The organism is Micromonospora sp. WMMD737 (assembly GCF_049179055.1).
GTDB lineage: Bacteria > Actinomycetota > Actinomycetes > Mycobacteriales > Micromonosporaceae > Micromonospora > Micromonospora reichwaldensis.
In genome coordinates this window covers 6,243,504-6,267,501 of the sequence record NZ_JBMHMH010000001.1, presented here as the reverse complement: position 1 = coordinate 6,267,501, position 23,998 = coordinate 6,243,504, and the positions used below count along the sequence as shown (strand labels likewise).

Genomic DNA, 23,998 nt, shown 5'->3' with positions numbered 1-23,998 from the left:
GGCCGGGGCGACGTCAGCCATGACGGGCCAGGAGTACGGTCGACGGCCGGCGGTCCGGCTCGTCGCTGACCCGTCCCAGCGCCCACAGCAGCCCCGCCTGCACCACGGCGGCCAGGTGCCCGACCTCGTGCACCAGCGCCGTCGTCGAGTTGGCGATGTCCACCGCGCTGGTGCCGGCCAGGCAGACAGCCAGCACCAGCGCCACCGGCACGAACGCCCGGGCGCGCTCGGGTCGCCACGCGGCCAGCGCGAACCCGACGGCCAGCGCCACGTCGAAGGAGGCCATCTCGCGGCTCGTGTGTGGGTCGAGGGTCACGCCCAGCCCGGCCAGCAGGACGGGCAGGGCGATCGCCAGCTGGGCGACCGCGGCCACCGCGACCGCCACCCGCAGCACCTGACGGCGGGCCGCCCTGGCCGCCGCCCGGGTGCGTCCGGCCGCCAGCGAATCGGCGGCGACCGCCGCCAGCACCGACGCGGTCAGGTCGGGCACCGCCACCGCCTGCACCCGGACCAGCCGGGTGACCTGCTCGGCGCGGGTCAGCCAGGCCCGGCAGCCGGGGCAGCTCTCCGCGTGCGCGTCCAGCACCGCCGGCGCCGCCAGCGGGTCCTCCCCGTCCAGCCGCGCCGACAGCGCCGCGCGTACGTCGTCGCATGTCATGTGGGGATAGTCGTGCGACGCACCGGTTTAGTTCCCCGGGGTGGCGCAGGCCATGGAAGGGTCGAAGGACCCTCCCCCGCCCGACCACGCCGCGTAACCTGGACTGTCGTGATCCCCGCCCCGCGCGAGACCCCCGCCGCCAGTCCGACCGGTGACGCGGGCGTCGCTGCGCGGGAATCGGCGACCGAGTGGGCGCTGGCCGCCCGCGACGGGGACCCCGTCGCCCAGGCCGCCTTCGTCCGGCTGACCCAGGCCGAGGTGTGGCGCTTCACCGCCGCGCTCGTCGACCCGGACAGCGCCGACGACCTGACCCAGGACACCTACCTGCGGGCGTTCCGGGCGCTGCCGGCGTTCGAGGGCCGCTCCAGCGCCCGCACCTGGCTGCTGGGCATCGCCCGCCGGGCCTGCGCCGACCACCTGCGCGCCGTCGTGCGTCGCCGCCGGCTCGGCGAGCGGCTCGCCGCCGACGCCTGGACCGACCGGCCACACCCGGACCCCGCCGGCCAGCTCGGCGCCGCCGACCTGGTCCGCCGGCTGCCCGCCGAGCGCCGCGCGGCGTTCGTGCTCACCCAACTGCTCGGCCTGTCGTACGCCGAGGCCGCCGCCGTGGAGGGGGTGCCCGTGGGCACCATCCGCTCGCGGGTGGCCCGGGCCCGCAACGACCTCGTCGAGGCGGTCGGCGACGCCCTCGCCGGATGACCGGGAACTTCCGCCGGGGACGGGACGACCAATGATCGTGACCGCACCGCACACCCGGGTCGCCCGCTGGCCCGCCGTCCGCCCCTGGATCGGGGTCGCCGTCCGGCTGGGCCTGGCCGCCGTGTGGCTCGTCGCCGGCGGCAGCAAGGTCGGTGACCTGGCCGCCTCCGGTCGCGCCGTCAACGCCTACCAGGTCATGCCGTACGACCTCGCCACGGTGATCGGCGCGGCGCTGCCCTTCGTCGAGCTGGCCCTGGGCCTGCTGCTGCTGCTCGGCCTGGCCACCCGGCTCTCCGCCGGGGTGTCCGCGGCGCTGCTGGTGGTCTTCATCGTCGGCATCGTCTCGGCCTGGAGTCGGGGCCTCGCCATCGACTGCGGCTGCTTCGGCGCCGGCGGGGAGCTCGCCGAGGGCCAGAGCCCGAGCTACCTCCCGGAGATCCTCCGGGACCTGGGATTCCTGGCGCTGGCCGGGTTCCTGCTGATCTGGCCCCGCACCCCCGTCTCGGTGGACGGCTGGCTGGCGGGGGACACATCCGTGGAGGACGAGGATGAGTAGTCGCAAGGGGCAGAAGGGCTCCGCCCGGGTGGTCCGCGAGCAGTTGGCCCGGGAGCGGCGGCGCAAGCGGACGCTCTGGGTCTCCGTGGCCGCCGTGACCGTCCTGGTCGTCGCCGGCCTGATCGGCTGGAGCGTCTACTCCAGCCAGCGCTCCGACGACTTCACCGCGCCGACCGGCTCGAACGAGGCCGGCACCGGGGTCGTCGCCGGCTCGGGCCCGGTCACCATCGACGTCTACGAGGACTTCCTCTGCCCGGCCTGCAAGCAGTTCGAGCAGGCCAGCGGCCCGACCCTCGACCAGCTGATCAGCGAGGGCAAGGTGCGGGTCGTCTACCACCCGGTGGCGTACCTGAACCGCTTCTCCAGCACCCAGTACTCGACCCGCTCCTCGGCCGCCTCCGGCTGCGCGGCGGAGGGCGGCCGATACCGGGAGTACGCCAAGGCGCTGTTCGACCGGCAGCCGCCGGAGGGCGGCGCGGGGCTCAGCGACGGGGAACTGGCCGACATCGCGGCGGGCGCCGGCCTCGACCGGGACGGCTTCGCCTCCTGTCTGCGGGAGGGCACCTTCAAGCCGTGGACCGAGCACGTGACGCAGGAGGCCAGCAAGGCCAACATCACCGGCACCCCGACGATCCTGGTCGACGGCGAGGAGATCGCCGACCGCAGCCCGGAGGGGATCAAGTCGGCGGTGGAGGCGGCCGGCAGGTGATCCGCGACCTGGTGACCCGCGCCGGCCTGGTGCTCGCCGGCACGCTGACGGCGACTGTCGCGTTCGCCGCCCCGGCCGCCGCGCACGGCGCGGACGCTCCCGACGGCACCGACTACCGCACCGAGGTGACCGCCGTCGCCCCGGCCCGCCCCGAGCTGAGCGTACGGGTGATCGAGGCGGGCGCGCGGCTGGAGCTGACCAACACCGGCGACCGCGCCGTCGAGGTGCTCGGCTACTCCGGCGAGCCCTACCTGCGGGTCGGCCCCGACGGCGTGTACGAGAACGTCCGCTCCCCCGCGACGTACCTGAACCGGACCATCGCCGGGGACACGCGGCTGCCGGCCGAGGCGAACCCCGCCGCCGCACCGGACTGGCGGCGCGTCGACGACTCCGCCACCGCGCGCTGGCACGACCAGCGGGCACTCTGGCGGGAGTCGGCACCGCCGCCGCAGGTGCGCGCCGCCCCGGACCGGGAGCACCGGGTGCGGGACTGGACGGTGCCGCTGCGCACCGAGACCGGGACGGGGGAGATCCGCGGCACCCTCGACTGGGTGCCGCCGCCGGACGCGTACGTCTGGTGGGTGGTCGCCACGGTCGGGCTGCTGGCCGTGGGGGCTCTCGGGCTGTTGCCGGCCCGCTCCGGGCCGGGCGCCCGGGCGCTGGCCGGGCTCGGCGGACTGCTGGTCGTCGGCGGGGTGGCCGCGGTGGTGTTCACCGTGGGCCGGGAGGTCGACGCCGGCGCGCGGGGCGTGGGCGGGGTGCTGACCGGCCTGCTCGGCGGGCAGGTCTGGGCGCTGCTGACCGGGCTCGGCGCCGTCGCCGCCGGGGTCTTCGCGCTGGCCCGCCGGCCGGCGGCCGACTTCGCGCTGGCGCTGGCCGGGGCCTGCCTGGCGCTCTTCGCCGGGGTGGCCAACGCCGCCGTCTTCGCCCGCGCCGTCGCCCCCGTGCCGTGGCCGGCGACGACGGCCCGGATCCTGGTCGCCCTGATCCTCGTCGCCGGCGCCGGCGCCACGGCGGCCGGCGCCCTCCGCCTCCACGCCGCCCGCCCCACCCCCACCCCCACTCCCCCCACCCCCACTCCCCCCACCCCGCCCCCCACCCCGCCCTCCACCCCCGCCCCGCGCGTCGATCATGGAGTTGTGGTGGGGGACGAACCAGAGCATAAGAGGTCTGATCGGGCACCATGAGTGCATGATCGACGCCTCGGGGGTGGGGCGTGGGGGTGCGGGGGGCTCAGCGGGGGGTGGGGGTGGGGGTGAAGCCTCGGGGGAGTTCGAGGCGGTGGCGGGCGAGGCGGTCGGCGTCCGCCAGGAGATCGGCCGTGGGGGCGTCGGCGACGATGCGGCCGGCGTCCAGGATGACCGAGCGGTCGCAGAGTTCCAGGGCGTACGGCAGATCGTGGGTGACCATCAGCAGGGTCACCGGCAGGGCGCGCAGGATGCCGGCCAGCTCGCGGCGAGCCGCCGGATCGAGGTTGGACGACGGCTCGTCGAGGACGAGGATCTCCGGGTGCATGGCGAGCACGGTGGCCACCGCCACGCGGCGCCGCTGCCCGAAGGAGAGGTGGTGCGGCGCGCGGTCCCGGTGCTCGCCCATCCCGACGGCGGCGAGGGCCTCGTCCACCCGGGCGGACAGCTCCGCCCCGCGCAGGCCCAGGTTGGCCGGCCCGAACGCCACGTCCTCGGCGACCGTGGGCAGGAAGAGCTGGTCGTCCGGGTCCTGGAAGACGATGCCCACCCGGCGGCGTACCTCGGCGAGCGTAGCCCGGTCCTGGCTGACGGCCAGCCCGCCCCGCCGACGCTCACGCTCCCCTCGGCCGGGGTGAGGATGCCGTTGAGGTGCAGCACCAGCGTGGTCTTCCCGGCGCCGTTGGGGCCGAGCAGCGCCACCCGGTCGCCGCGCGGCACGGTCAGGTCCACCCCGTGCAGGGCGACGTGCCCGTCCGGATACGCGTAGCGGACGCCACGAACGTCCAGGGAGAGGGCGGTCTGCACGGCTCCGATCATGTCAGCACGACGGCCATGGCGGCGATGCCGGCCGCCAGGGCCGGCACGGTGGCCGCGACCAGCCACTGCCCGGCGGTCGCCGCACCCGCGCCCTGCCACACCGCCGGCATCCGCCCGGTGTAGCCGCGCGACAGCATCGCCAGGTAGACCCGCTCGCCGCGTTCGAACGCGCGCAGGAAGAGCGCGCCGACGCCGGTCGCGAAGCCGCGCAACTGCCACAGGAAGCGCGGATCGTCGCCCCGGGACATCCGCGCCACCCGCATCCGGCGGGCCTCGCCGACCAGCACGTCCAGGTAGCGCAGCATGAACGTGGCGATCTGGGTGAGGATCTGGGGGCAGCGCAGCCGGTCCAGGCCGACGATCAGGTCCCGGGTCGTGGTCGTCGCGGCGAGCACCAACGAGGCGAGCACGCCGAGGGTGCCCTTGGCGACGATGTTCCACGCCCCGAGCAGCCCGTCGGACGACAGGCTCAGGCCGAGCACCTCGACCCGCTCACCGGCGCCGAGAAACGGCAGCGCCACCGCGAACAGCACGAACGGCAGCTCGATCAGCGACCGGCGCAGCAGCCAGCCGGGCCCCACCCGGGCCAGCGTCGCCACCACCGCGACCAGCAGGGCGTACGCGCCGAAGGCCCAGAAGGCCCCGCGCGGGGTGCCGACCACGGCGAGGGTGAACGCCACCATCGCCGCGATCTTGACCTCGGGCGGGAGCCGGTGCACCGGTGACGCGGCGTCCCGGTACAGCACGTGCGCGTGCCCGGCGCCCATCCGGCCGCTACTCCCGGCCCGACGCCCCGACGGGGGTACGGGCGCCCCCGGCCGCGTCCTCGTCCCGGGGGTCGCGGCGGCGGACCAGCCAGAACGCCCCGCCGGCCACCGCGAAGGTGAGCAGCACGCCGAGGACGCCGGACAGGCCGGTGGAGAGGAACTCGTTGTCGATCCCCGCCACCCCGTAGTCGGCCAGCGGCCCGCCGACCTCGTGTTCGCGCTCCCGCTGGGCGGGGCAGCTGCCGCCGGTGATGTTGTCGTCGGCGTCGAAGGTGCAGCCCTCGCGCAGCGACGAGTCCAGCCCGTCGGGGTGGGACGAGGCGAAGTTGCTGACCACCCCGGCGAGGAGCAGGGCCACCAGCAGCCCGCCGACGACGAATCCCCAGGAACGCTTCCTCACCGGACACCTCCGACGGCCGGGACGGCGGGCGTGGGCGCCGCGCGCAGCCCGCGCAGCGCGTAGACGAGATCCGGCCGGACCTTCGCGACGGTGACCACCGTGGTCGCGGTGATCAGGCCCTCGCCGATGCCGATCAGCAGGTGCACGCCGGCCATCGTGCCGGCCAGACCGCCCAGGTTGCCGCCGAGGTCGGTGGTGCCGCCGAGCTGGTACTGGAGCACGAAGCCCATCGACGCGACCACCACGCTGACCAGCGCGGAGACGAAGGCGGTCACGCCCAGGCCGGCCGGGGTGCGCGGCAGCACCCGGAGCAGCAGCGCGATCAGCAGGTACGCCGCGGCGGTGCCGAGCACGGCCATGTTGGTGATGTTGAGCCCGAGCATGGCCACGCCGCCGTCGCCGAAGACGAGCGCCTGCACGACCAGCACCACGGCCACGCAGAGCGCGCCGACCCACGGGCCGACCAGCATCGCGGCGAGCGCCCCGCCGAGCAGGTGACCGCTGACGCCGGCGGTGAAGATCGGGAAGTTGAGCATCTGCACGGCGAAGATGAACGCCGCCACGAGCCCGGCCATCGGGGCCAACCGGTCGTCCAGGTCGCGCCTGCCGCGCAGGACGCAGAACGTCATCGCGAGCAGCGCCACCGCCGCGAAGACCGCCGCGACGGGACCGTCGATGATCCCGTTCGAGATGTGCATCGCCAGGTTCTCCACGCGGCCTCCCACGCGTCGCCCGGCCAGGCCTGGCCGTTGACGTCAGCCTATTTCCCAAGCTTGGCTGTTGCCAATAGCTGGCAACTGGCGTACGCCCGATTGCGCGTCCGCCGCCGACCCGACGTGCCGGACGGGGCGGCGTTCCGGTCGGGCCGGCGCGCCGCCCCCGAGGCGGCCGGGACGCGTTCCGGTCGGGGTCGGCGTGCCGTCCGGGGACGGCCGGGGCCAGCGGTAGGGTCGTGCCATGACCGCGCCCGACCGCCTCTCCCCCGGTGACCCCGCGCCCGAGTTCAGCCTCCCCACCGACACCGGCGAGACGCTCTCGCTGACCGGCCTGCGCGGCCGCAAGGTCGTGCTCTATGCCTACCCGGCGGCCATGACGCCCGGCTGCACCAAGCAGGCCTGCGACTTCCGTGACTCGCTCGCCTCGCTCCAGGCCGCCGGCTACGAGGTCGTCGGGATCTCGCCCGACAAGCCGGAGAAGCTGGCGAAGTTCCGCGAGCGCGACGCCATCACCTTCCCGCTGGTCGCCGACACCGACAAGGCCGTGCTGAGCGCCTACGGCGCGTACGGCGAGAAGCAGTCGTACGGCAGGACGGTGACCGGCGTGATCCGCTCGACCTTCGTCATCGACGCGGACGGCAAGATCGAGCGCGCGCTCTACAACGTGAAGGCCACCGGCCACGTCGCCAAGCTGCGCCGGGATCTCGGGCTGGACTGAGATCGCCGCCCGCGCCGGGACCGAGCCCACCACCGGTGCGGCGCGACACTCTAGACTCAGCGGGTCGGCGGGAGTGGCGTAACGGCAGCCGCGGTAGGTTTAGGTCCTATTGTCCGAAAGGACGTGGGGGTTCGAATCCCCCCTCCCGCACCGAGCGCTCTGTCGCGCGCATCACGATCGCGGGTCGGCGCGGGGCCCGCGCGGTCAGGATTACCGGGTGAGCCTGCGCTTCGTCCTCGATCCCGAGCTGACCCCCGAGTTGCGGGAACGGATCGTCGCCCTCTGGGTCGACGTCACCAACGCCGGCGGGGCGGTCGGCTTCGTGCCACCGGTCACCGTCGCCGACGTCCGGCACACCGCGGACCCCACCTTCGCCGGCATCGCGGAGGGCCCGGACCGCCTCCTCGTGGGGTACGCGGGCGAGCGGCCCGTCGCCGCGCTTATCTTCTGCGACAACCGGTTCGACCTGAAGGCGCACTGGTGCGTGCTGAAGCGGGTGATGGTCCACCCGGACACCCAGGGCAACGGGTACGGCGCCGCGCTGATGCGCGAGGCCGAGCGCCTCGGCCGCGGGATGGGATGGGAGGCGCTGCACGTGACCGTCCGGGACGGGCTGGGGCTCGACCGGTTCTACCGGGGGCTCGGTTACCGGGAGATCGGGCGGCTGCCCGGCGCGCTGCGGGTCGCCCCCGGCGACGACCGCGACGAGATCCTCATGTGGCGGGACCTGACCGCCCCGTCGGGGCCCGGGCGCTGAGCCGAGCCCGGCCTCAGCCCCCGCAGGCGCGCGGCAACGTGGACCCGAGCGCGGAGGGCTCGACCGCAGCCTCCGCCACCGGCCGGCCGGAGGACCGCACCGCCGACGGGGTCGCCGGGGCCGTGCCGGCCGGATCGGGCCGGGCCGAGGGGGACCGCATGGGCGACGGTGGGCGGGTCGCGGCGGCGCCGCCCCGGCCGTACATCCGGACCGAGCCGCGTTGGACCTGCCCCGGCGCCATCCGGACGCCGGTGGCGGTGACCCGGTGCCCCCGGGTGTCGGTGACCCGGATCTCGTACGGGCCGGGCCCGACGCCGGACGGGACGAGCCAGTAGTTGTAGTCCTCCCGCGCCGCCGAGCGCCAGCCACCGGCGCCCGTCGGCCGCACGTCGACGGCGCGCAGCGGGTTGCCGTGGCCGGCGACCAGGACGGCGAACCACCACCGCGACGAACCCTCCTTCATCCGGAAGGTGAGCGGGCCGGTCAGCGGCGGGTCGGCCACCGCGCGGTAGCTGACCTGCACGACGCCCTCCGCGGGGTTGGCGATCCGGGCGAACGCCTCCCGGGAGAGGTCGAGGTGGCCGGCGGCGCACTCCGGGCACTGGTCCGTGACGAGTACCCGCACGGTGCCCTGCGGGCCGGTCACGTCGAGGTGGCCGCCGCAGGCCGCGCCGGCCGCGTACGCGTCGGGGCCCAGTGCGACGTAGAGCCGGTTCGCGGGCGCGGCCGGGTAGGAGCAGTTCCCGCCGGCGCCCTTCGAGTCGTAGAAGGTGGCCTGTCCCTCGTGGACGACGCCGGCAGCGGGCGGTGCGGCGAGGGCGGGCGACGCGGCGCAGGCGGGGGTGGGCCCGGAGCGCAGGGTCACACTGAGGCCGAGCACCGCCGCGAGCGTCGCGACACCGCCGGCGGCGAGCCGGCGGGGGGCCCGGGAGCGTGGCGCGCGGCGGCGTCCGGGGGCGCGCAGGTCTGCCGTGGGAGCGGTACCGTCGGTCACGCCGGTCGATGCTGCCGTACCGCCGCCGCGGCGGACAAGTCCGCCGGACCGAGGCGCCGCGCCGAGGCCCGCCACGAGCGAGGATCCACCCGACGGCACGCTAAGCGGCCCACCGGGTCGCCGGTCAGTCCTCCACCACCAGCTCGTCGCCGAGCGCGACGCTGCCCGCGTCCGCCGGAACGAGATGGAGTCCGAAGAGGAGCTTCTGCCGCACCTTGCGGTGCCGGGCGAGGGTGCGCAGCGGTTCCTTTCCGCGTACTCCCGTGTCCTGGTCGGTGGTGGTGACCACGCAGCGGTCGCACGGCCCGGCGGCGCGGAAGCGGGCGGCGCCGATGCGCAGCGACCGGCCGGCCCAGTCGTCCTCGGCCCAGGCCGGCGCGCCCTCCACCACCAGGTTGGGGCGGAATCGCGCCATCGGCACGGGCTCCTCGCCGGCCTCGGCGAGCCACCCGTTGAGCGCGTCGAGCGAGGCGGCGGTGGCCAGCAGCAGCGGGTAGGCGTCGGCGAAGCTGACCTGCTCACCGGTGTCGTGCTCCCGGTCCCCCGGCGGGATGTGCCGGGTCGGTCGGGCGAGCCAGACCAGCCGGACGGCGCGGCCCAGGAACGCGCCGATCCAGGCGTCGGCCGCCGGTCCGGCGGGGAGCGCGGGAACGGGCAGCTTGCGGTTGCGGAAGGTCCGCACCGCGACGGGTTCGCCGCCGACGGGCTCGGGCACGGCCAGGTCGTCGTGCCCCTCGGCGCGCAGCAGCAGGCCGCCGTCGTGGGGCGTGGCGTGCAGGCCGACCAGGCGCGTGGTCTCCCGCTGGGTGACGCCGACGCCGTCCGCGTCGACGATCATCCAGCGCCGGTCGCCGGCCAGGCCCCACGGCTCGACGCCCGCGACGTCGTGGTCGAGCCGGCGACAACCCTTGACGGGGTACGTGTGGATGGCGCTCAACCGCATCCGCCCACCCTGCCACGGCCCGCGCGCGACCGTCGCCCCGCCTGCTCCCGTACCGGGTCGTCGCGACGGGACGCGCGCTCAGCGTGCCCCGGCTGGTCGAGCACCTCCGGCACCTCGCGCCGGCCCGGCCCACACGACCGCTATCACCAGGCGACGCCGATGCCGTCCCCCGGGTACCAGTGGTTGGCGGGGGTCTCCCGGTAGGCGAGGAACCGCCGGCCGGTGCGCTCGGCGTGCTCGGCGAGCACGTTGGTGGCGGTGACGTTGTCGGTCAGCAGGATCGCGCCCGGGGCCAACCTGCCCTCGACCGCCTCGAACTCGCGCTTCTCGTGGGCCCGGCTGTGGTCGCTGTCGTGCAGGAAGAGGTCGACCGGCCGGTCCAGCGCGCCGATGGAGGCGATCGAGTCCCCGATCACCAGGTCGACCACCTCCGACCAGGGCGCGGTCCGGGCGAGGTAGCCGGCCTCCGGGTTGATGTCCAGCGAGGTGACCCGGCCGGGCTGCCCCTCGGCGGCGTTGCGCAGCAGCGCGGCGGCGAGCACGCAACTGCCGAGCCCCTTGTCGACGCCGGTCTCGACCACGTGCGTCGGCTTCGTGGCGCGCACGATGGCGTACCAGCCGATGCGGCGGGCGTAGCGGACCTGCCGGTCGGCCAGGCCCCGGCGGGCGGTGCCGGCGGTGGCGGACTCGATGTGCCGGCGCAGCACGTCGTCCGACTCGATCTCGGCGAAGTACGCGCGGACCTGCTTGACCGGCACGTCGCAGATCACGCTGACGAACCAGGCGAGGTGGTGTCGGCTCAGCTTGGTCAGCTCGTACGTGTAGTTGTGGTGCTCACGCGAGGTGACCAGCCAGCGGGCCGAGGTGCGCAGCACCTTGGCGTCGTGGCGGGCGACGCGGGCCAGGCGCTTGGGAAAGGCCGCGACGGGGGCGAGGGGGGTGCGGGCGATGGCCCGTCGAAGCTTCGTTGCGTCCACGCAAGGGTTCTACCAGTCGCAGGCGGTCAGGTGTAGTGGAAGCTGGCGCTGGCGCCGGTGAAGTGGGCGAGCGAAAGGTGGGGCGGGATGCGACCGAGCGGGAGCACCTCGGACCAGAGGCACTCCCGCTCGGGAGGTTCACCATCACAGACGTTCAGCGACCGGAATCAGCGATCACTTCAATGGAGTACGGATCTCCGCGCGAAGTTCAGCCAGGCCGTCGTCGCCACCCTTCGCCTCGGCCCAGGCAATGATCTTCAGGACGTCGGGCAAGGGCAGCCCGAACTCCTCTCGCGCCGCGCGTCCCGCCTGGATGTACCGGCCTTCGCCGTGATCTCTGATGGCGCGCGCCACGTCGCCGATGTCGCCGCCCTCGTTCACGATTCTGCGAAGGAACGGATGCCACTCGTCCCATTCGATCACTCATGGCCTCCCGAAGGTGATCCGCACCGGCTTGCCCGGAAGAACCTTCTGATCGACGTGGAGGATCTTCGTGAAGCCGTGCTCACGTGCCATCTTGCCGGTCCAGGTCGCCCAGGCCGCTTCTGTGGGGGTCTTCCCGGCGGCAAGCGCGGCGGCGAAGGAATCCTTGTTGGAGTCCACGAGGTTACCTTCAACCGTCTTCACGCGGCTCCCGAACAGCGACATGATCCGAATGAAGATGTCTCTGCCTCGGACGGGGGACCCCTCTGTGACCTCGACCAGCATCCAGAGACCGCCCTTGTCGTCGAGATAGGCGTCGAACAGGCTCTTGCTCTCCGGGTGCCGCCACTCGTATTCGGTCTCCCGTACCGTTTCGACGCCACACCCTGGCGCGGATTGCGGTGCCGCCAGTGAGATCTGCCGTGCATCCTGAACGGCCGACGGGGCAGGCGCGGCGGCCGTGGAAACTCCGACAGGAGCGAGCAGCGCGACACCTGCGAGGGTGACGGCACTGCCTCGCCACAGGCAGGAGGTGACCTCCACCATCTTCAGTCGGATGGCGTTCATCGCCTTCAGCTCCGCCTGTGCCTTCTTGGCGTTCTGGTTGGCGATGTAGAGAGCACGTGCACTCTGGAAGCCGGCGCTGATGAGCTTCGCGGCACCGAGGAACACCAGGGTCTCGAGCGCTGTCTGGCCGAGTTTGAGCAGGGTCTGCGCGAGGGTCTGATCCCCGTTGATCAGCTTGTAGACGTTGAGCCCGACCTCGCCCACGGTGAGCAGGGTCCCCGCGACGGCTCCGCAGACGACGGTGGCGACGCAGAGCACGATGGCGAGCGCCCCGACCGGAGCGAGAGTGGCGACGAGCCCCTTCACCAACTCGGCGAAGAAGATCAGCGGCTGCATCCCCTTGAACTCGGGGTCGAGGGTGGAGTGGATGCAGTTCTGGTAGAGCTGGCTGCCCTGGGGATAGATGTCGCAGAGGGCGGCGTTGGTGTAGGCCCGGTTGGCCAGCTCCGCCGGGTCGGGGACGACGTTGGCGACGCAGTTGCGGTACCACTCGTGCTGCGTGCCGCTCAGAATCCTCTCGAGTTCGACGATGGGATCGGCCGCGTACTCCGTGTGGCACTTCGCGATCTCGAGGCCCTGGGCGTGGGAGTACGTGTCGTACGCCTGCTTGGCGGCCGCGACGGCGGCGTTGGCGTCCTCTCCGGCGGCCCTGGCCGAGTCGTACGCACGCTTGGCGGCGGCATTGGCCTCCGCAGCAGCCTTGATCGCCTTCTTGTGCGAGGCGACCGCCCAGGCGGCGGACCGGATGGCGCTGCGGGCCGAGGCGTTGGCCCGGGTGGACGCGTCCTTGGCGGTCGCGACAGCGGCTGCGGCCTTCTGCACCGACTGGGCGGCCTGGTTCGCGTAGCCCCTCGCCTTGTTCGCGAATCCCTCCGCCTTGCCCGCCGAGAGCAGCGCGTCCCGGGCGTGCTGCTCGGCCAGAGCGGCGTCGTTACGCGCCCGTGCCGCGACGGCCTGCGCCTCGAACGAGTTCGTCACGGCGGTCTCTGCGACCTCGTTGATCCGCTCGAGGAGGCTGCCGACGACCGTGAGGTGAATGGCGTTGTCGTAGTCCCGCTCGGCGGCGACGTACCGGCCGCTCTCGAGGAATTCCCGCAGGCCGGGCGCGGGCCCGTCCAGAGCGACCTGGGCTGCGGCCTTGAGCTCCGGCCCGCTGGCCGGATCGGCCAGGACCTGGTTGACCCGCACACGCTCGCCGATGGCGGCAGCCGTGTACTGGCCCGTGTCCAGGAAGTCGCGCAGAGCCTGCAGGGTGTCGGCGTCCAGCGCCTCCTGCGCCTTCTGCTGGAGCACGACGTCACCCGCGGTACGGGCGGCGGCGAGGATCTGGTTGACCTTCAGCCGATCCTGCGTGTAGCGCCCCGGGTAGTTCTGGGTCCGCAGGAACTGCGCGACGACCGCGTCGCTGCCGGCCAACGCCGCCAGCGCCGCGTCCCGCAGTGCGGTGTTCTCGGTGATCGCCAGGTCCATGACCGCCTGGCGGTTGTCCCGGGCCTCGGCGGCGGCGAGCCCGGTCCGGACGAACGCGACCGCCTGCTCATCGCTGCCCGCGAGGGCCGCCAAGGCAGCCTGCTGCGTCCAGGCGCCCCGCGACGACGTGAGGTTCAGCGCAACCTGCCGGCTGGCGGCGACGACCCTGGCCGGCGCGGTGGCGGGGTTCTGGACCTCGGCGATCAGGCCCTTGGTCTCCGCATCCCGCTTCGCCGCCTGCTCGACGTCCCAGTCGCCCGCGCGCTGCTGGGACTCGTACTCAACATTCGCCGACTGCGCGGCCTCCAGCCCCTGGTCCCGGGAGACCGCCAGCCGCTCCACGTCGGCCTCGCGGGCCGCCTCGTAGACGGCCGCCGCCTGCACGCCGGCGTTCACCGCGTCCGTGGCCGCCTGCGTCGCCGCGTTGGCGTACTCGGTGGCGCGTTTCGCCGCCTCGACCGCCTCGCCGGCGTGGTCGGCCGCGAAGATCGCGGCCTGCGCCGCAGCCCGGGCGTTCACCGCCGCGCGCTTCGCGGCGTCGCGGGCCGCGTAGGCGGCATTGATCGCCACCTGGAGGTACTTCTCCGCGGCGGCCGCCGCCCTGGTGGCCCGGTCGGCGTTGGCCCGGGCCCGGTTGGCCGCGGCCACCGCCTCCCGGGCGTCAGCGCCGGCGCTGTTGGCGTGCCTGGCGGCGTCGTCGTTCGCGGCCGCGGCCGACCTCGCGTGGGCGGCGGCCGACTTTGCCGCTGCCACGGCGTCCCGGCCCGCCTCGATCGCCTTGCCGGCCGCGTCGGCCTTCTTGGCGAATTCCTCCGCGTCCCGGGCCGCCGCGTTGGCCTGCTCCGCCTTCGCCCGGGCGTCCGCCGCCTTCGTCCTGTCCGTCGCCGCGTCGGCAGCTGCCTTGTATGCCTTGGTCGCCGCCTGACCGGCCTTCGAGGCCGCGGACGCCGCCCGTGCGGCGGCGGTCGAGGCGGCCCGTGCCGCACGGCTCGCGGCGGCGGCCGCCTGCACGGCGACCTTCGCCGCCTGCGCCGCCTTCTGCGCCGCGACTGCGGCTCGCCTCGCCTGGGCGGCAGCCTCCTTCATGTTCGACCTCGCGGCCTCGGTGGCCCGCGCAGCGTCCGCCGCGGCCCGCCGGGCAGCATCGGACGCGGCCTTCGCCCGGTCCGCCTCCTGCGTGGCGTGCTTCGTCTCCCGGGCGGCCACCTCGCCTGCGGCCTGCGCCTGGGCCAGCAGACCGCTGAGGGTGGCGACCTCCTCGTCCTGGGCCGCCGCCACCGACCAGCCGTACGCCAGGAAGGTCTCGAGCGCCTCCGGCGTTCCCGCGTCGAGCGCCTTCTGCCCGGCCGCGCGGACCTGCGGCCCGCCCGTGGCCATCGCCTGGTTGATCCGCAGTCGCTGATCGGTCTGCCACTGCAACTGCCAGCCGGAGTCGAGGAACGCCCGCATCACCGCCGGGTTCTCGGAGTCGAGGGCCTGCTGCGCCGCCTCGCGGACCTGGTCGCCCCCGACGGCCATCACCTGGTTGACCGACAGTCGGGTGTCGATGTCGGAAGGCCCCTGCCAGCCATGCGAGAGGAACGCCGAGACCGCCTCCAGGTCGCCGGCGTCGGCGGCGTCCAGCGCCTGCTGGGCGGCGGCCCGCACCGAGGGCCCGCCTTCGCTCACCACGCCGGCGACCGCGTCGAGTTCGTCGAATCGCTGGGCCTTCTCCAGACCACCGTTGAGGAACTCACTGACCTGCGCGTCGGTACCGAGCAGCGCGATCTCGGCCGCCGCCCGGACCTGCATTCCCCCCGACTTCCAGGCGTTGACGACCAGCGTGCGGTCCGGGGGGACCGCCGGGTCCTCGGCCCGAGCGGGCGTGGCTCGCAGGAAGCCGACGAGCAGTGCCAGCACCATGAGCGCTGCGACGAGCGCTCGGCGTCGGACGGCGCCCGGAAGAGGAGGTTTGGACAGAAAAACACCAGGTGACGTACTCACGGTCACTCCGATCCCCGTTGGATGATGCGCAGGACTGGCCCGTGCCGCAGTGGGACGAGCCGAGGAGCACCTCGACGGTTCGGACCGTCGAGGTGCTCATGTCGCAGGAAGACGCGACCGGCTGACGTCAGCCGGTCACCGTGAGCCGAAGGAGCATCGTGGGCGAAGCGGTCGGGTCGGCACCCTGACCCACCTGGGTGCTGCCGTCCGGGTCCACGTCGACCGTGATCTCCTCGCCCTCGTCGCTCTCGAGCTCCGCGGTCACCTCGTGGCCCGTGCCCGTGCGCTGGCCGTCACCGCGGATCTCGTACACCCCGGGAACCTCGAGCTCGAGCCACCCGGACGGAGAGGTCACCTTGAAACAGACGCGTCCGATGCCGTCGGCGCCGATCTGCTCGTGGGTGGTCCGAACCTTCAACAGGCCGATGTCACCGACCGGCGGCGTGGCACAGTCGACCAGAAGAATGTGCCCGTCGCCCCGGATCAACCTGACATTCTGCGTCGCGAGGATCTCGGCGGCGTTCGGGTAGCTGAAGTCCTCGACGATCGATCCACCGTTGATCTCGGTCGGTACGTCGGTGGGATCCGCCGCGAGGGCGCCTCCCACCCCGACCGCACCGCCCGCGAGGACCACGGCTGTCGCCGCGGCGCCGATCAGCACGCCTCTCGACCGGATGGACAACTTCATGGATGCGCTCCTGTCTGGAAGTGGAGTGCCCGAAACCATCCAGTCGCCCGAATAGCCACACCCGGCTGCCCTGACAGCCGGTGCCCCCGTCGGCCAACGAGACGATCGCGAAGCGCCGTAACCGTAGAGTCACCCGACACCCGGCCGCAGCCCCAGCAGACAATGAGGACATTCGACGTCAACGCGAGCCACGGCGTCGCTGTGGGGGACCACCGCCGCGCTGGCCGCGGACGGACTCGCCGCTCGGGCGCTGCGGTCGCATGACGAGGTGGACGGGTCTGCACGGACGGTGACCGGCCATCAGCCGGATGAGGGTACGCGCACGTCCTCGCGGATAAGTAGCATCGCCGCCATGCCAGTTCCACAACAGTCCGTCGAGCCGGAGGCGGTCGCCGACCAGACCGAACGTCAGCCGGGCAAGCACGCGAAGCCTCGTCGCCGGTGGCGACGCGTCGCCCTCATCAGCCTGCTGGTGGTGGCGCTGCTCGGCGGCGGTGGCATGATCGCCGGTGGGCTCTACCTGCGTTCGGTGGAGTCGGACATCGAGCGCGTCGACGCGTTCGCGGACGTCCCCGAGGCGGGGCGCCCGCAGGCGGTGGCCAAGGGCGCGATGAACATCCTGATCCTGGGCAGCGACACCCGCGACCCGGAGAGCACGTCGGGCTCGCGCACCGACACGATCATCCTGGCCCACCTGCCGAAGGACCGGTCGAGCGCACAGCTCATCTCGATCCCCCGGGACACCTGGGTCGCCGTGCCCCGGTCCAAGGAGGGCAACCAGGGCGGCCGGGACGCGAAGATCAACGCAGCGTACGCATGGGGTGGCGTGCCGTTGATGGTGCAGACCGTCGAGAAGTTCACGAGCGTGCGGATCGACCACGTCATGATGGTCGACTTCGCGGGGTTCAAGGAGATCATCGACGCCCTGGGCGGCATCGACATCAACGCGGAGAAGAACTTCACCTCGATCCACCCCCCGTTCCGCACCTTCCGGCAGGGGATGCAGCGGATGGACGGCGAGACGGCACTCGACTACTCGCGCCAGCGCAAGCAGTTCCCCGACGGGGACTTCGCCCGCATCCGACACCAGCAGCAGGTCATCAAGGCCATCCTCGACCGGGCCGTGTCCGGGGGCATCGTCACGAACCCGGGAAAGCTGAACTCCTTCGTCAAGGCCACGTCGAATGCCGTGTCGGTGGACGAGGACATGTCGCTGCTGAGCATGGCGACCGACCTGCGCGGCCTGCGCGGCAACAACCTGCGCTTCATCACCAGCCCGACGAAGGGCACCGGTCGGGTGGGCAGTGAGAGCGTCGTGTTCGCGAACACCGACAAGGCCAGGTCCTTCTACGACGCGGTTCGGCGGGACGCCGTAGCAGACATCCTCAACGCCGGAAAGTAGGAGGTTGGACTGCCCGATGCGGCTCTGGTGGGCCGCCCGCCCCGGTCGTATCCTTCGTTCGCCTCGAAGCCGCCATGTGCCGCCTCAGGGGCAGTCAACGGGGAAGGACCAACCATGTCCAGGCAACAGGCGATGGGCCACCATGCCACGACACCGCAGCACGATGAGGTGGCGGCACGAGGCATGGCAGTGGGGGTGAGCGACGAGACGGACGCCACCGGTTCGCTGCCCGCCTCCACGCCACCGGCAGGCGGTCAGGCGAGCGGAGCGCCCCGGCCCGGCCTCGACGTGACGGCGGTCCTGCCGTACGCCAGTTCCCGCGCGTCCACGCGCACCCGGGGGCTGCGGGCCTGGATGATGACCGCCCCCGTCGACGTGGCCGCCCTGTTGGCGCCCCTGCTGTTCAGCCACCAGTACTGGCGCGGGACGCTGGGCATGGCCGGCCTGACGGTGGCCATCTTCGCGGCGGGCGGGCTCTACCGGGCCCGTCGCCACGTGAGCATCCTCGACGAGCTGCCGAGCCTCTGCGGACGGTTGCTCGCGTCCGCGGCCGTGGTCACCATCGTCGCGGCACTGCGTCACGACTCCGCCGACTACGTGGGCGGGTTCGCGCGTGGGGTGATCATCGCGGCCGGGCTGGTCCTCGTCGGCCGGGTCTTCTCGCGGGAGTTCGCCACCATCGCGCGCAAGCGTCGGTGGGTGGAGCACAACGCCATCATCATCGGCAGCGGCCCGATCGCCGTGGAACTCGCCCGGCTGTTGCGCCGCTACCCCCAGTACGGGCTGCGCTTCGTCGGCTGCGTCGACTCCACGCGCCCGCAGACGCCGGCGGCGCTTCCACTGATCGGCACCCTGGACCAGCTGGAACCGCTCGTGCGGATGGTCGAGTGCGACGTGCTCATCATCGCCGATCCGATCTGCCCGGAGCTGACCCTGATGGAGGTCCTGCGCCAGCCCCGCAGCGCGAGCTGCGACCTGTGGGCCGTGCCGCGGCTCTGGGGCTCCCGTTCGCACGGCGACCACATCGGTGCGATCCCGATCGTCAAGGTCGGCGACATCACGCTGTCCGGGCCCCGCTGGGCGCTCAAGCGCGCGTCGGACATCGCCTTCGCCGCCACCGCGTTGCTCCTGCTGAGCCCCGTGCTGCTGCTCTGCGCGATCGCGACGCTCCTCGACGGCGGTCCCGGCATCTTCTTCTACCAGGAACGGATCGGTCGCCACGGCAAGCCGTTCCACATCATCAAGTTCCGCTCGATGCGTCCCGTCGACGAGCACGAGTCGCAGACGAACTGGTCGATCGCGCACGACCAGCGCGTCGGACCGATCGGCCGTTTCATGCGCCGCACGTCGCTGGACGAGCTGCCGCAGCTCTGGAACATCCTGCGGGGCGACATGAGCGTCGTCGGGCCCCGGCCCGAGCGGCCGTTCTTCGTCGAGAAGTTCTCGGCCGAGTACCCCAACTACGCCATGCGTCACCGGGTCGCGGTGGGGCTCACCGGGCTGGCGCAGGTCAGTGGCCTGCGCGGCGACACCCCGATCTCCGACCGGGCGCGGTTCGACAACTACTACATCGAGAACTGGTCGCTGTGGCTCGACGCCAAGGTGCTGATCCGGACGGTGTCCGAAGTCTTCCGCGGCGGTGGTCGCTGAGCCGTTGAGCGGGGGCCGTCCTCTCGACGGCCCATCCGACCGGGGATTCCGCGGGTACCTCGGCCCCGGCCCCACAGTCTGCTGTTTCCTGTGCGCGCTCGCCGTCCACCGCGCGCCGAGTGCTTGGAGAGTCAATTGCCGGACGTTTCGGTCGTGATCCCGACCACGGGCAGGCCCAGCATCGCGGAGGCGGTGCTGTCGGCACGCGGGCAGCAGGGGGTGTCCGTACACATCGTTGTCGTGTGCGACCTGGCCGAGATTCCCGCGTCCGTGCAGGAACTGCGGGGCCACGTGGACGAGATCGTGTGCACCGGCGGGGGCCGGCGGGGCTCGCACGCGCGCAACCTCGGGGTCGCGCACGCCGCCCCGGGCAGCCACGTGGCGTTCCTGGACGACGACGACACCTGGCTCCCGACGAAGCTGGCGGTCCAGGTGCCGGTGGTCGACCGGCTGGCCGCCGAGGGCTGGCTGCCCGTCGTGTCGTCCCGGATCCTGCAACGCAAGGCCGGCGCCGCTCCCCTCCCGACCGCCGCCCCGGAAACGCTGATCAGCGACGGCATGCTTCCCGAGGACTACCTCTTCCGCCGCCGGCACCTCGGCGTCGGCCGCCAGTCGCTGCCCACGTCCACCCTGGTGACCACCCACGAACTGGCCACCCGGTGCCCGTGGGACGAGACGTTGCCCCGGCACCAGGACTGGGACTGGCTGGTGCGGGCGGCCCGCCTGCCCCGCGCCAGGATCGTGCAGGTGGAGGAGGCCACCGCCGTCTACACCGTGGGCAGCCCCGGCTCCATCTCCGCCCGTGCCGACTGGCGCCAGTCGTGGGAGTGGGCCAAGCGGTGGGAGGGCGTGTGGTCCCCCGAGACCTTCTCCGACTTCATCGCCGCGCAGACCCTCCGCTACGCCCTCCAGTCCCGCGACGGGCAGGGCGTACGGGAGATGGTGCGCGCCATCCGCCGGAACTCGCCGCCGTCGGCCCGTAACGCGGTGCTGGCCGCTCTCGGTCTCGTGCCGCGCGCCACCCTGGAACGGGTGGCGATGCGCAAGTCCCGCGTCGCCGCCGGTGCCCGCCCGACCGACGGAGAACGCTGATGCGTCTGCACTTCGTGCTGCCCCAACTGGAGCCCTTCTACGGCATGGAGCGGGCCGCCGCGCTGCTCATGCAGGGCCTCCGGGCGCAGGGCGTGGAGGTCTCCGCGACCGTGATGTCGCGGGGGATCCCGGCCGGCCTCGGCGACCTGCCGATCGACACCCTCAACCTGGGGTCCCGGATCACCCGCCTGATGGAGGCGATGCCGCCGCTGCGCCGACGGTTGCAGGCCCTGCCGAAGGACGTCGAGATCGTGGCCAGCGGCCTGTGGGGTAGCGTGCCGGCGGGCGCGGCGCTCGCCGGGTCCGGCAGGAGCTTCGTGGCATGGGAACACTCCCTGCTCCCGGAGCGGCTGCGCATCGACCGCAGGGTGCGGACGCTCGCCCGGGTCACCCGGGTCGGTGTGCTGCGGCCCCGGCTCGTCGTGGCCGTCTCGGGGGGCGTCGCGAGGACCGTACGGCACCTCGCACCGGAGCAACCCGTCGTCACCATCACCAACCCGATGCCGCTCACCCCGTTCGTCGCGCCCCGGGACGTCGTCGACCCGCACAGGATCCAACTCCTCACCACGGCGGCCTTCCGTCCGTACAAGAACCACTCCTGTGCCCTGTCCGCCCTCGCCCTCCTGCCGGAGACCTACCACCTGACGCTGGCCGGCGACGGCGAAGAACGTGAACTGCTCCAGAACCAGGCGCGTGACCTGGGCCTGGAGGGTCGCGTGACGTTCCTGGGCCGGGTTCCCGGCGTCGGTGGGCTCCTCGCCGGGGCCGACCTGCTGGTGCACCCCTCCCGAGCCGAGACGTTCGGGTTCAGCCTGGTCGAGGCGGCCGAGGCCGGCCTGCCCGTCGCCACGCTGCCGGTGCCCGCGCTGGACGAGTTGATCCCGACGCTGGTGCCGGGGGCGCTGGCGGCGGCGCCCACCCCCGTGGCGCTCGCGGAGGCGGTGCGGAGGATGACGCAGGAGGCGCGTCCCACCCACGCCGACTTCGAGAAGGCCTGGCACGCACGCTGTGCGGCCCTCGACCCCGCCGTGGTCAGCCGCCAGTGGGTGGAGGCGTTGCAGCGGTGACGCTCGCCCGGGGCACGGCCGGGTCCGTGGCGGCCCCCGAAGGTGCCCGCCCGCGATCACACCGGCGGAGGTCCGCCCTGTCCGGCCGGGGCGACGGCTTCCTGCGCAAGTCCGGGAAGTTCTTCACCGGGACCCTGCTGCGGACCATCGCGCAGGGCGCGCTCTTCGTTCTCCTCGCGCGGGAGATGCCGATCGACACCTACGGGTTGTTCGTCGGCATCACCGCGCTCATCGCCGTGGTGTCGCCGTTCGCGTCGGCCGGGGCGCCGAGCCTGATCTTCCAGAGCTACGCCGACTCGCCGTCCGACTGGCCCCGCCATCTCGCCCGGGGCCTGCTGCTCACCCTCGTCTTCGGCGCGGGCGCGACGGTCCTGGTGACCGCCGCGGGGGTGGCCATCTGGGGCGCCCAGGTGAGCGTGGTCGCGGTCGCCTGCCTCGCCTTCGCCGACCTGGTGGCGTGGCGCCTGGTCGAGGTCGTGGCCGCCTCGGTGCAGGCCCGGGGCCAGGTCTTCCTCGCCTCGGTCATCCCCGCACTCCTGCACGTGTGTCGGTTGGCCGGGGCGCTGGCCCTGGGCATCGCGGCCGCGGAACCGATGACGCTGTACGGCTGGGCGACCCTGTCGGCCGTCATCTCCGCCGTCATCAGCGTGCTCGTGATCGGGTTCGGGCTGCGCGGCGCGGGCGGGTTCGGCTTCGACATCCGCGGCGCACTGGGGCAGGCCCGGACCGGGATGCTGTTCGCCGTGGGGCTGTCGGCCCAGACCGTCTACAACGACCTCGACAAGGTCATGCTGTCGCGACTGAGTACCCCCGAGAGCGCCGCCATCTACGCGGCGGCGTACCGGGTGGTCGACTTCGCGTACACCCCCGGCCGTTCCATGGCGGCGGTCGCGTACCCCAAGTTCTTCGAGGCCGGCCGGGACGGGACCCGGGCCGCCTTCGCCCTCACCCGGCGGCTGCTGCCGCGCTACCTGATGTTCAGCGCGCCTGCCAGCCTGGCGCTCGTCGCGTTCGCGTGGACGATGCCGTACGTCTTCGGGGCCGAGTTCGCGGCGGCAGAGACGGCGCTGCAGGGGCTGAGCGCGCTGCTCGTGCTGAAGGCGCTGCACTACCTCGCGGCCGACACCCTCTCGGGCAGCCGGATGCAGGGCCGCCGTACGGTGTGTCAGATCGCGGTCGGGGTCGTCAACGCGTTGCTGAACGTCTGGCTCATCCCCGCCTACGGTTGGCAGGGAGCCGTCGTCTCCAGCCTGGTCTGCGACGCGCTCCTCTGCGTACTGCTGTGGGGCTGCCTCGCCGCCGCCCTCCGCCGGCAGCCGCCGGGTGACGCCGTGCCGGCCGCCGGTCCGACGCCGTCGAGAGAAAGGGCCTGAGTTGGTCGGCCTCTTCGGTTTCCTGCTGACGGTGAGTGGTCTCACGGTGGCCGTCTGGCTGGTCCGTGCCCGACGGCAGGTCACCGCGTCCTTCGGTGGCGGCGCACCGACGGTCGCCCTCATCGGGTTCGCGGTGCTCACCAACGCCGCGCCCGTGCTCGCCGGCGACCGCAGTTCCGCGCTCATCGGGCTGCTGGTGCTGTGCCTGCTGGTCTGGCTGGTCGTGTCCGGCCGCCGCAGCCTGCGTGGCTCCACCGACATCTGGCGCCGGATCAGCCTGCTGATGGCCGGTGCGCTGCTCGCCTGGTGTTTCGCCGTCGACAGCCTCAGTGGTGCCGGGCTCTACGGCTCGAGACTCGCGGCGTACGGGGCGTCCGCGCTGCTGCTGCTCGCCTTGGCCCTGCTGTCCCGGGACACCGCCCTCACCAGCCGGGCGATGGCCTGGACGGGGCTGGCCGTCCTGTCGGTGATGACGATCCCGACCCTCTTCTCCGGGCAGTCGTGGCGGGCGTGCACCGCCGGGAAGCTGGAGAAGTGCTCGATGGCGGGGGCGCTGTTCAAGAGTTTCTACGACTCCGAGAACTACATCGCCATGCTCGCGTCGTTCACGCTGGTCGCCAGCCTCTGCGCGATGCGGAGGCTGGAACTGCTGGCATCGGCGTCCTTCTGCCTGCTGATCATCGTCGCCACGGGCTCGCGCACCAGCTACCTGGCCCTCGCCGCCGCCGGCCTCTGGCTGCTGGGCAGCCTCGTCCTCGAACGGTGGCGGCAGTTCCCCCGGATCAGCTTCCCCCTCTGCGTGGCCCTGGTGGTGGCCGCCCTCGGGCTGGCCACCTACCTGACGTGGACGGCGTCGAAGACCACCCTGAGCAATCGCGGCAACATCTGGATGGCCGCCCGCGAGTACATCGCCGGCACGGAGGCGACCGGCGTCGGGGTCTCCAAGTGGTACTACCTGCGCGACGTCGGCGAGGCGCCCACCCACTTCTTCCACTCGGGGTACGTCCTGGTCATCTTCGCCGGTGGCCTGGTCGCGCTGACGCTGTGGGGCCTGTGGGCGACGACCCTGCTGCACGGGAGCGTCACCGACGGTCGGGCCTTCTCCGCGAAGGCGCCCGTCGTGCTGCTCGTCGTCTACTCGTTCACCGAGGTCACCTGGAACCCGCTCTCGGTCGACGGGCTGTCGTGGATCTTCATCGCGCTCATGCTGACCTCGTCGGCGTCCGCCACGGCGGACCCGGTGCCGGCCGCCGGGCCGGTCGACGCCGCCGACCGGCCGGACGGGCGGTGGGCGGCGCTGCGGAAGCTGACGCCGTGGCACGCACAGGGCCGGGCGGGGCGCTGACCGATCGGTGAGCCTGCGGGCCCGCCGGAGCGCGGCGC

The 23,998-nt window shown here is 73.2% G+C and carries 22 protein-coding genes, 1 tRNA gene and 1 pseudogene; 13 read left to right on the top strand and 11 right to left on the bottom strand.

The features are described 5' to 3' along the window. Positions 1 to 13: 13 nt before the first annotated feature. A complete protein-coding gene (locus tag ACN27A_RS27950; RefSeq protein WP_421457540.1) occupies positions 14 to 658 on the bottom strand; it encodes a zf-HC2 domain-containing protein in 645 nt (214 codons plus the stop codon). A 108-nt stretch (positions 659 to 766) separates the two neighbouring features. On the opposite strand from ACN27A_RS27950, the gene ACN27A_RS27945 reads away from it, so the two are divergent. Genes ACN27A_RS27945 through ACN27A_RS27930 form a run of 4 tightly spaced genes read left to right on the top strand, consistent with a single transcriptional unit; the run spans position 767 to position 3,809 of the window. Then, positions 767 to 1,357: a sigma-70 family RNA polymerase sigma factor gene (locus ACN27A_RS27945; RefSeq protein WP_421457538.1), complete on the top strand. Its 591-nt coding sequence runs from the start codon at positions 767 to 769 to the stop codon at positions 1,355 to 1,357. Between the two features lie 31 nt (positions 1,358 to 1,388). Further along, positions 1,389 to 1,913, top strand: a complete 525-nt coding sequence (locus ACN27A_RS27940; protein ID WP_421457536.1) for a MauE/DoxX family redox-associated membrane protein — start codon at positions 1,389 to 1,391, stop codon at positions 1,911 to 1,913. After that, positions 1,906 to 2,622 carry a DsbA family protein gene (locus ACN27A_RS27935; RefSeq protein WP_421457534.1) on the top strand — a complete coding sequence of 239 codons (717 nt, stop codon included), beginning with the start codon at positions 1,906 to 1,908 and terminating at the stop codon, positions 2,620 to 2,622. The genes ACN27A_RS27940 and ACN27A_RS27935 overlap by 8 nt, the downstream gene beginning before the upstream one ends. After that, positions 2,619 to 3,809, top strand: a complete 1,191-nt coding sequence (locus tag ACN27A_RS27930; protein ID WP_421457532.1) for a hypothetical protein — start codon at positions 2,619 to 2,621, stop codon at positions 3,807 to 3,809. Before ACN27A_RS27935 ends, ACN27A_RS27930 begins: the two co-directional genes overlap by 4 nt. Positions 3,810 to 3,855: 46 nt before the next feature. Here the strand turns inward: ACN27A_RS27930 and ACN27A_RS27925 are convergent. The 4 genes and pseudogenes from ACN27A_RS27925 to ACN27A_RS27910 form a co-directional block, all read right to left on the bottom strand. Beyond that, positions 3,856 to 4,628 (bottom strand): annotated as a pseudogene (locus ACN27A_RS27925) (energy-coupling factor ABC transporter ATP-binding protein). Beyond that, the gene (gene cbiQ / locus ACN27A_RS27920; protein ID WP_421457531.1) at positions 4,625 to 5,395 is read right to left on the bottom strand and encodes a cobalt ECF transporter T component CbiQ; all 771 of its coding nucleotides are present in this window, start codon (positions 5,393 to 5,395) and stop codon (positions 4,625 to 4,627) included. The pseudogene ACN27A_RS27925 and the gene cbiQ overlap by 4 nt, the downstream one beginning before the upstream one ends. Before the next feature lie 7 nt (positions 5,396 to 5,402). Beyond that, positions 5,403 to 5,795 carry a PDGLE domain-containing protein gene (locus ACN27A_RS27915; RefSeq protein WP_421457529.1) on the bottom strand — a complete coding sequence of 131 codons (393 nt, stop codon included), beginning with the start codon at positions 5,793 to 5,795 and terminating at the stop codon, positions 5,403 to 5,405. Further along, positions 5,792 to 6,508 (bottom strand): energy-coupling factor ABC transporter permease, encoded by a 717-nt coding sequence (locus ACN27A_RS27910; RefSeq protein ID WP_421457528.1) that lies wholly within the window; start codon positions 6,506 to 6,508, stop codon positions 5,792 to 5,794. The genes ACN27A_RS27915 and ACN27A_RS27910 overlap by 4 nt, the downstream gene beginning before the upstream one ends. 244 nt (positions 6,509 to 6,752) lie before the next feature. Here ACN27A_RS27910 and bcp point away from each other — a divergent pair, with 244 nt between their 5' ends. From bcp to ACN27A_RS27895, 3 genes are all read left to right on the top strand, one after another. Beyond that, complete coding sequence (bcp, locus tag ACN27A_RS27905; RefSeq protein ID WP_421457526.1) at positions 6,753 to 7,229, top strand: thioredoxin-dependent thiol peroxidase; 477 nt, start codon at positions 6,753 to 6,755, stop codon at positions 7,227 to 7,229. Positions 7,230 to 7,296: 67 nt separating this feature from the next. Next, positions 7,297 to 7,379: transfer RNA gene (locus ACN27A_RS27900), tRNA-Leu, on the top strand. A 67-nt stretch (positions 7,380 to 7,446) separates the two neighbouring features. Further along, positions 7,447 to 7,986: a GNAT family N-acetyltransferase gene (locus tag ACN27A_RS27895; RefSeq protein ID WP_421457524.1), complete on the top strand. Its 540-nt coding sequence runs from the start codon at positions 7,447 to 7,449 to the stop codon at positions 7,984 to 7,986. A gap of 13 nt (positions 7,987 to 7,999) precedes the next feature. Here the strand turns inward: ACN27A_RS27895 and ACN27A_RS27890 are convergent, their stop codons facing one another. The 6 genes from ACN27A_RS27890 to ACN27A_RS27865 form a co-directional block, all read right to left on the bottom strand. After that, positions 8,000 to 8,980: an expansin EXLX1 family cellulose-binding protein gene (locus ACN27A_RS27890; protein ID WP_421457522.1), complete on the bottom strand. Its 981-nt coding sequence runs from the start codon at positions 8,978 to 8,980 to the stop codon at positions 8,000 to 8,002. Between the two features lie 124 nt (positions 8,981 to 9,104). Beyond that, positions 9,105 to 9,923, bottom strand: coding sequence for an MOSC domain-containing protein (locus ACN27A_RS27885; RefSeq protein ID WP_421457520.1), 819 nt, complete (start codon positions 9,921 to 9,923; stop codon positions 9,105 to 9,107). 143 nt (positions 9,924 to 10,066) lie between these two features. Continuing rightward, the gene (locus ACN27A_RS27880) at positions 10,067 to 10,900 is read right to left on the bottom strand and encodes a class I SAM-dependent methyltransferase (protein ID WP_421457518.1); all 834 of its coding nucleotides are present in this window, start codon (positions 10,898 to 10,900) and stop codon (positions 10,067 to 10,069) included. 174 nt (positions 10,901 to 11,074) lie between these two features. Beyond that, entirely contained in the window at positions 11,075 to 11,323 is a 249-nt protein-coding gene (locus ACN27A_RS27875) for a hypothetical protein (protein ID WP_421457517.1), read from the bottom strand. Then, entirely contained in the window at positions 11,324 to 15,262 is a 3,939-nt protein-coding gene (locus ACN27A_RS27870; RefSeq protein WP_421457515.1) for an ALF repeat-containing protein, read from the bottom strand. 208 nt (positions 15,263 to 15,470) lie between these two features. After that, positions 15,471 to 16,004, bottom strand: coding sequence for a hypothetical protein (locus ACN27A_RS27865; protein WP_421457514.1), 534 nt, complete (start codon positions 16,002 to 16,004; stop codon positions 15,471 to 15,473). Positions 16,005 to 16,383: 379 nt separating this feature from the next. On the opposite strand from ACN27A_RS27865, the gene ACN27A_RS27860 reads away from it, so the two are divergent. The 6 genes from ACN27A_RS27860 (at position 16,384) to ACN27A_RS27835 (ending at position 23,960) form a co-directional block, all read left to right on the top strand. Further along, positions 16,384 to 17,433 (top strand): LCP family protein, encoded by a 1,050-nt coding sequence (locus ACN27A_RS27860; protein ID WP_421457512.1) that lies wholly within the window; start codon positions 16,384 to 16,386, stop codon positions 17,431 to 17,433. A 354-nt stretch (positions 17,434 to 17,787) separates the two neighbouring features. Beyond that, positions 17,788 to 19,083, top strand: coding sequence for a sugar transferase (locus ACN27A_RS27855; protein ID WP_421458630.1), 1,296 nt, complete (start codon positions 17,788 to 17,790; stop codon positions 19,081 to 19,083). A gap of 153 nt (positions 19,084 to 19,236) precedes the next feature. Further along, positions 19,237 to 20,175, top strand: a complete 939-nt coding sequence (locus ACN27A_RS27850) for a glycosyltransferase (RefSeq protein ID WP_421457511.1) — start codon at positions 19,237 to 19,239, stop codon at positions 20,173 to 20,175. Then, positions 20,175 to 21,242: a glycosyltransferase gene (locus tag ACN27A_RS27845; RefSeq protein WP_421457510.1), complete on the top strand. Its 1,068-nt coding sequence runs from the start codon at positions 20,175 to 20,177 to the stop codon at positions 21,240 to 21,242. The genes ACN27A_RS27850 and ACN27A_RS27845 overlap by 1 nt, the downstream gene beginning before the upstream one ends. Beyond that, complete coding sequence (locus ACN27A_RS27840) at positions 21,239 to 22,615, top strand: lipopolysaccharide biosynthesis protein (protein ID WP_421457509.1); 1,377 nt, start codon at positions 21,239 to 21,241, stop codon at positions 22,613 to 22,615. The genes ACN27A_RS27845 and ACN27A_RS27840 overlap by 4 nt, the downstream gene beginning before the upstream one ends. 31 nt (positions 22,616 to 22,646) lie before the next feature. Continuing rightward, positions 22,647 to 23,960, top strand: a complete 1,314-nt coding sequence (locus ACN27A_RS27835; RefSeq protein ID WP_421457508.1) for an O-antigen ligase family protein — start codon at positions 22,647 to 22,649, stop codon at positions 23,958 to 23,960. Positions 23,961 to 23,998: the final 38 nt, after the last annotated feature.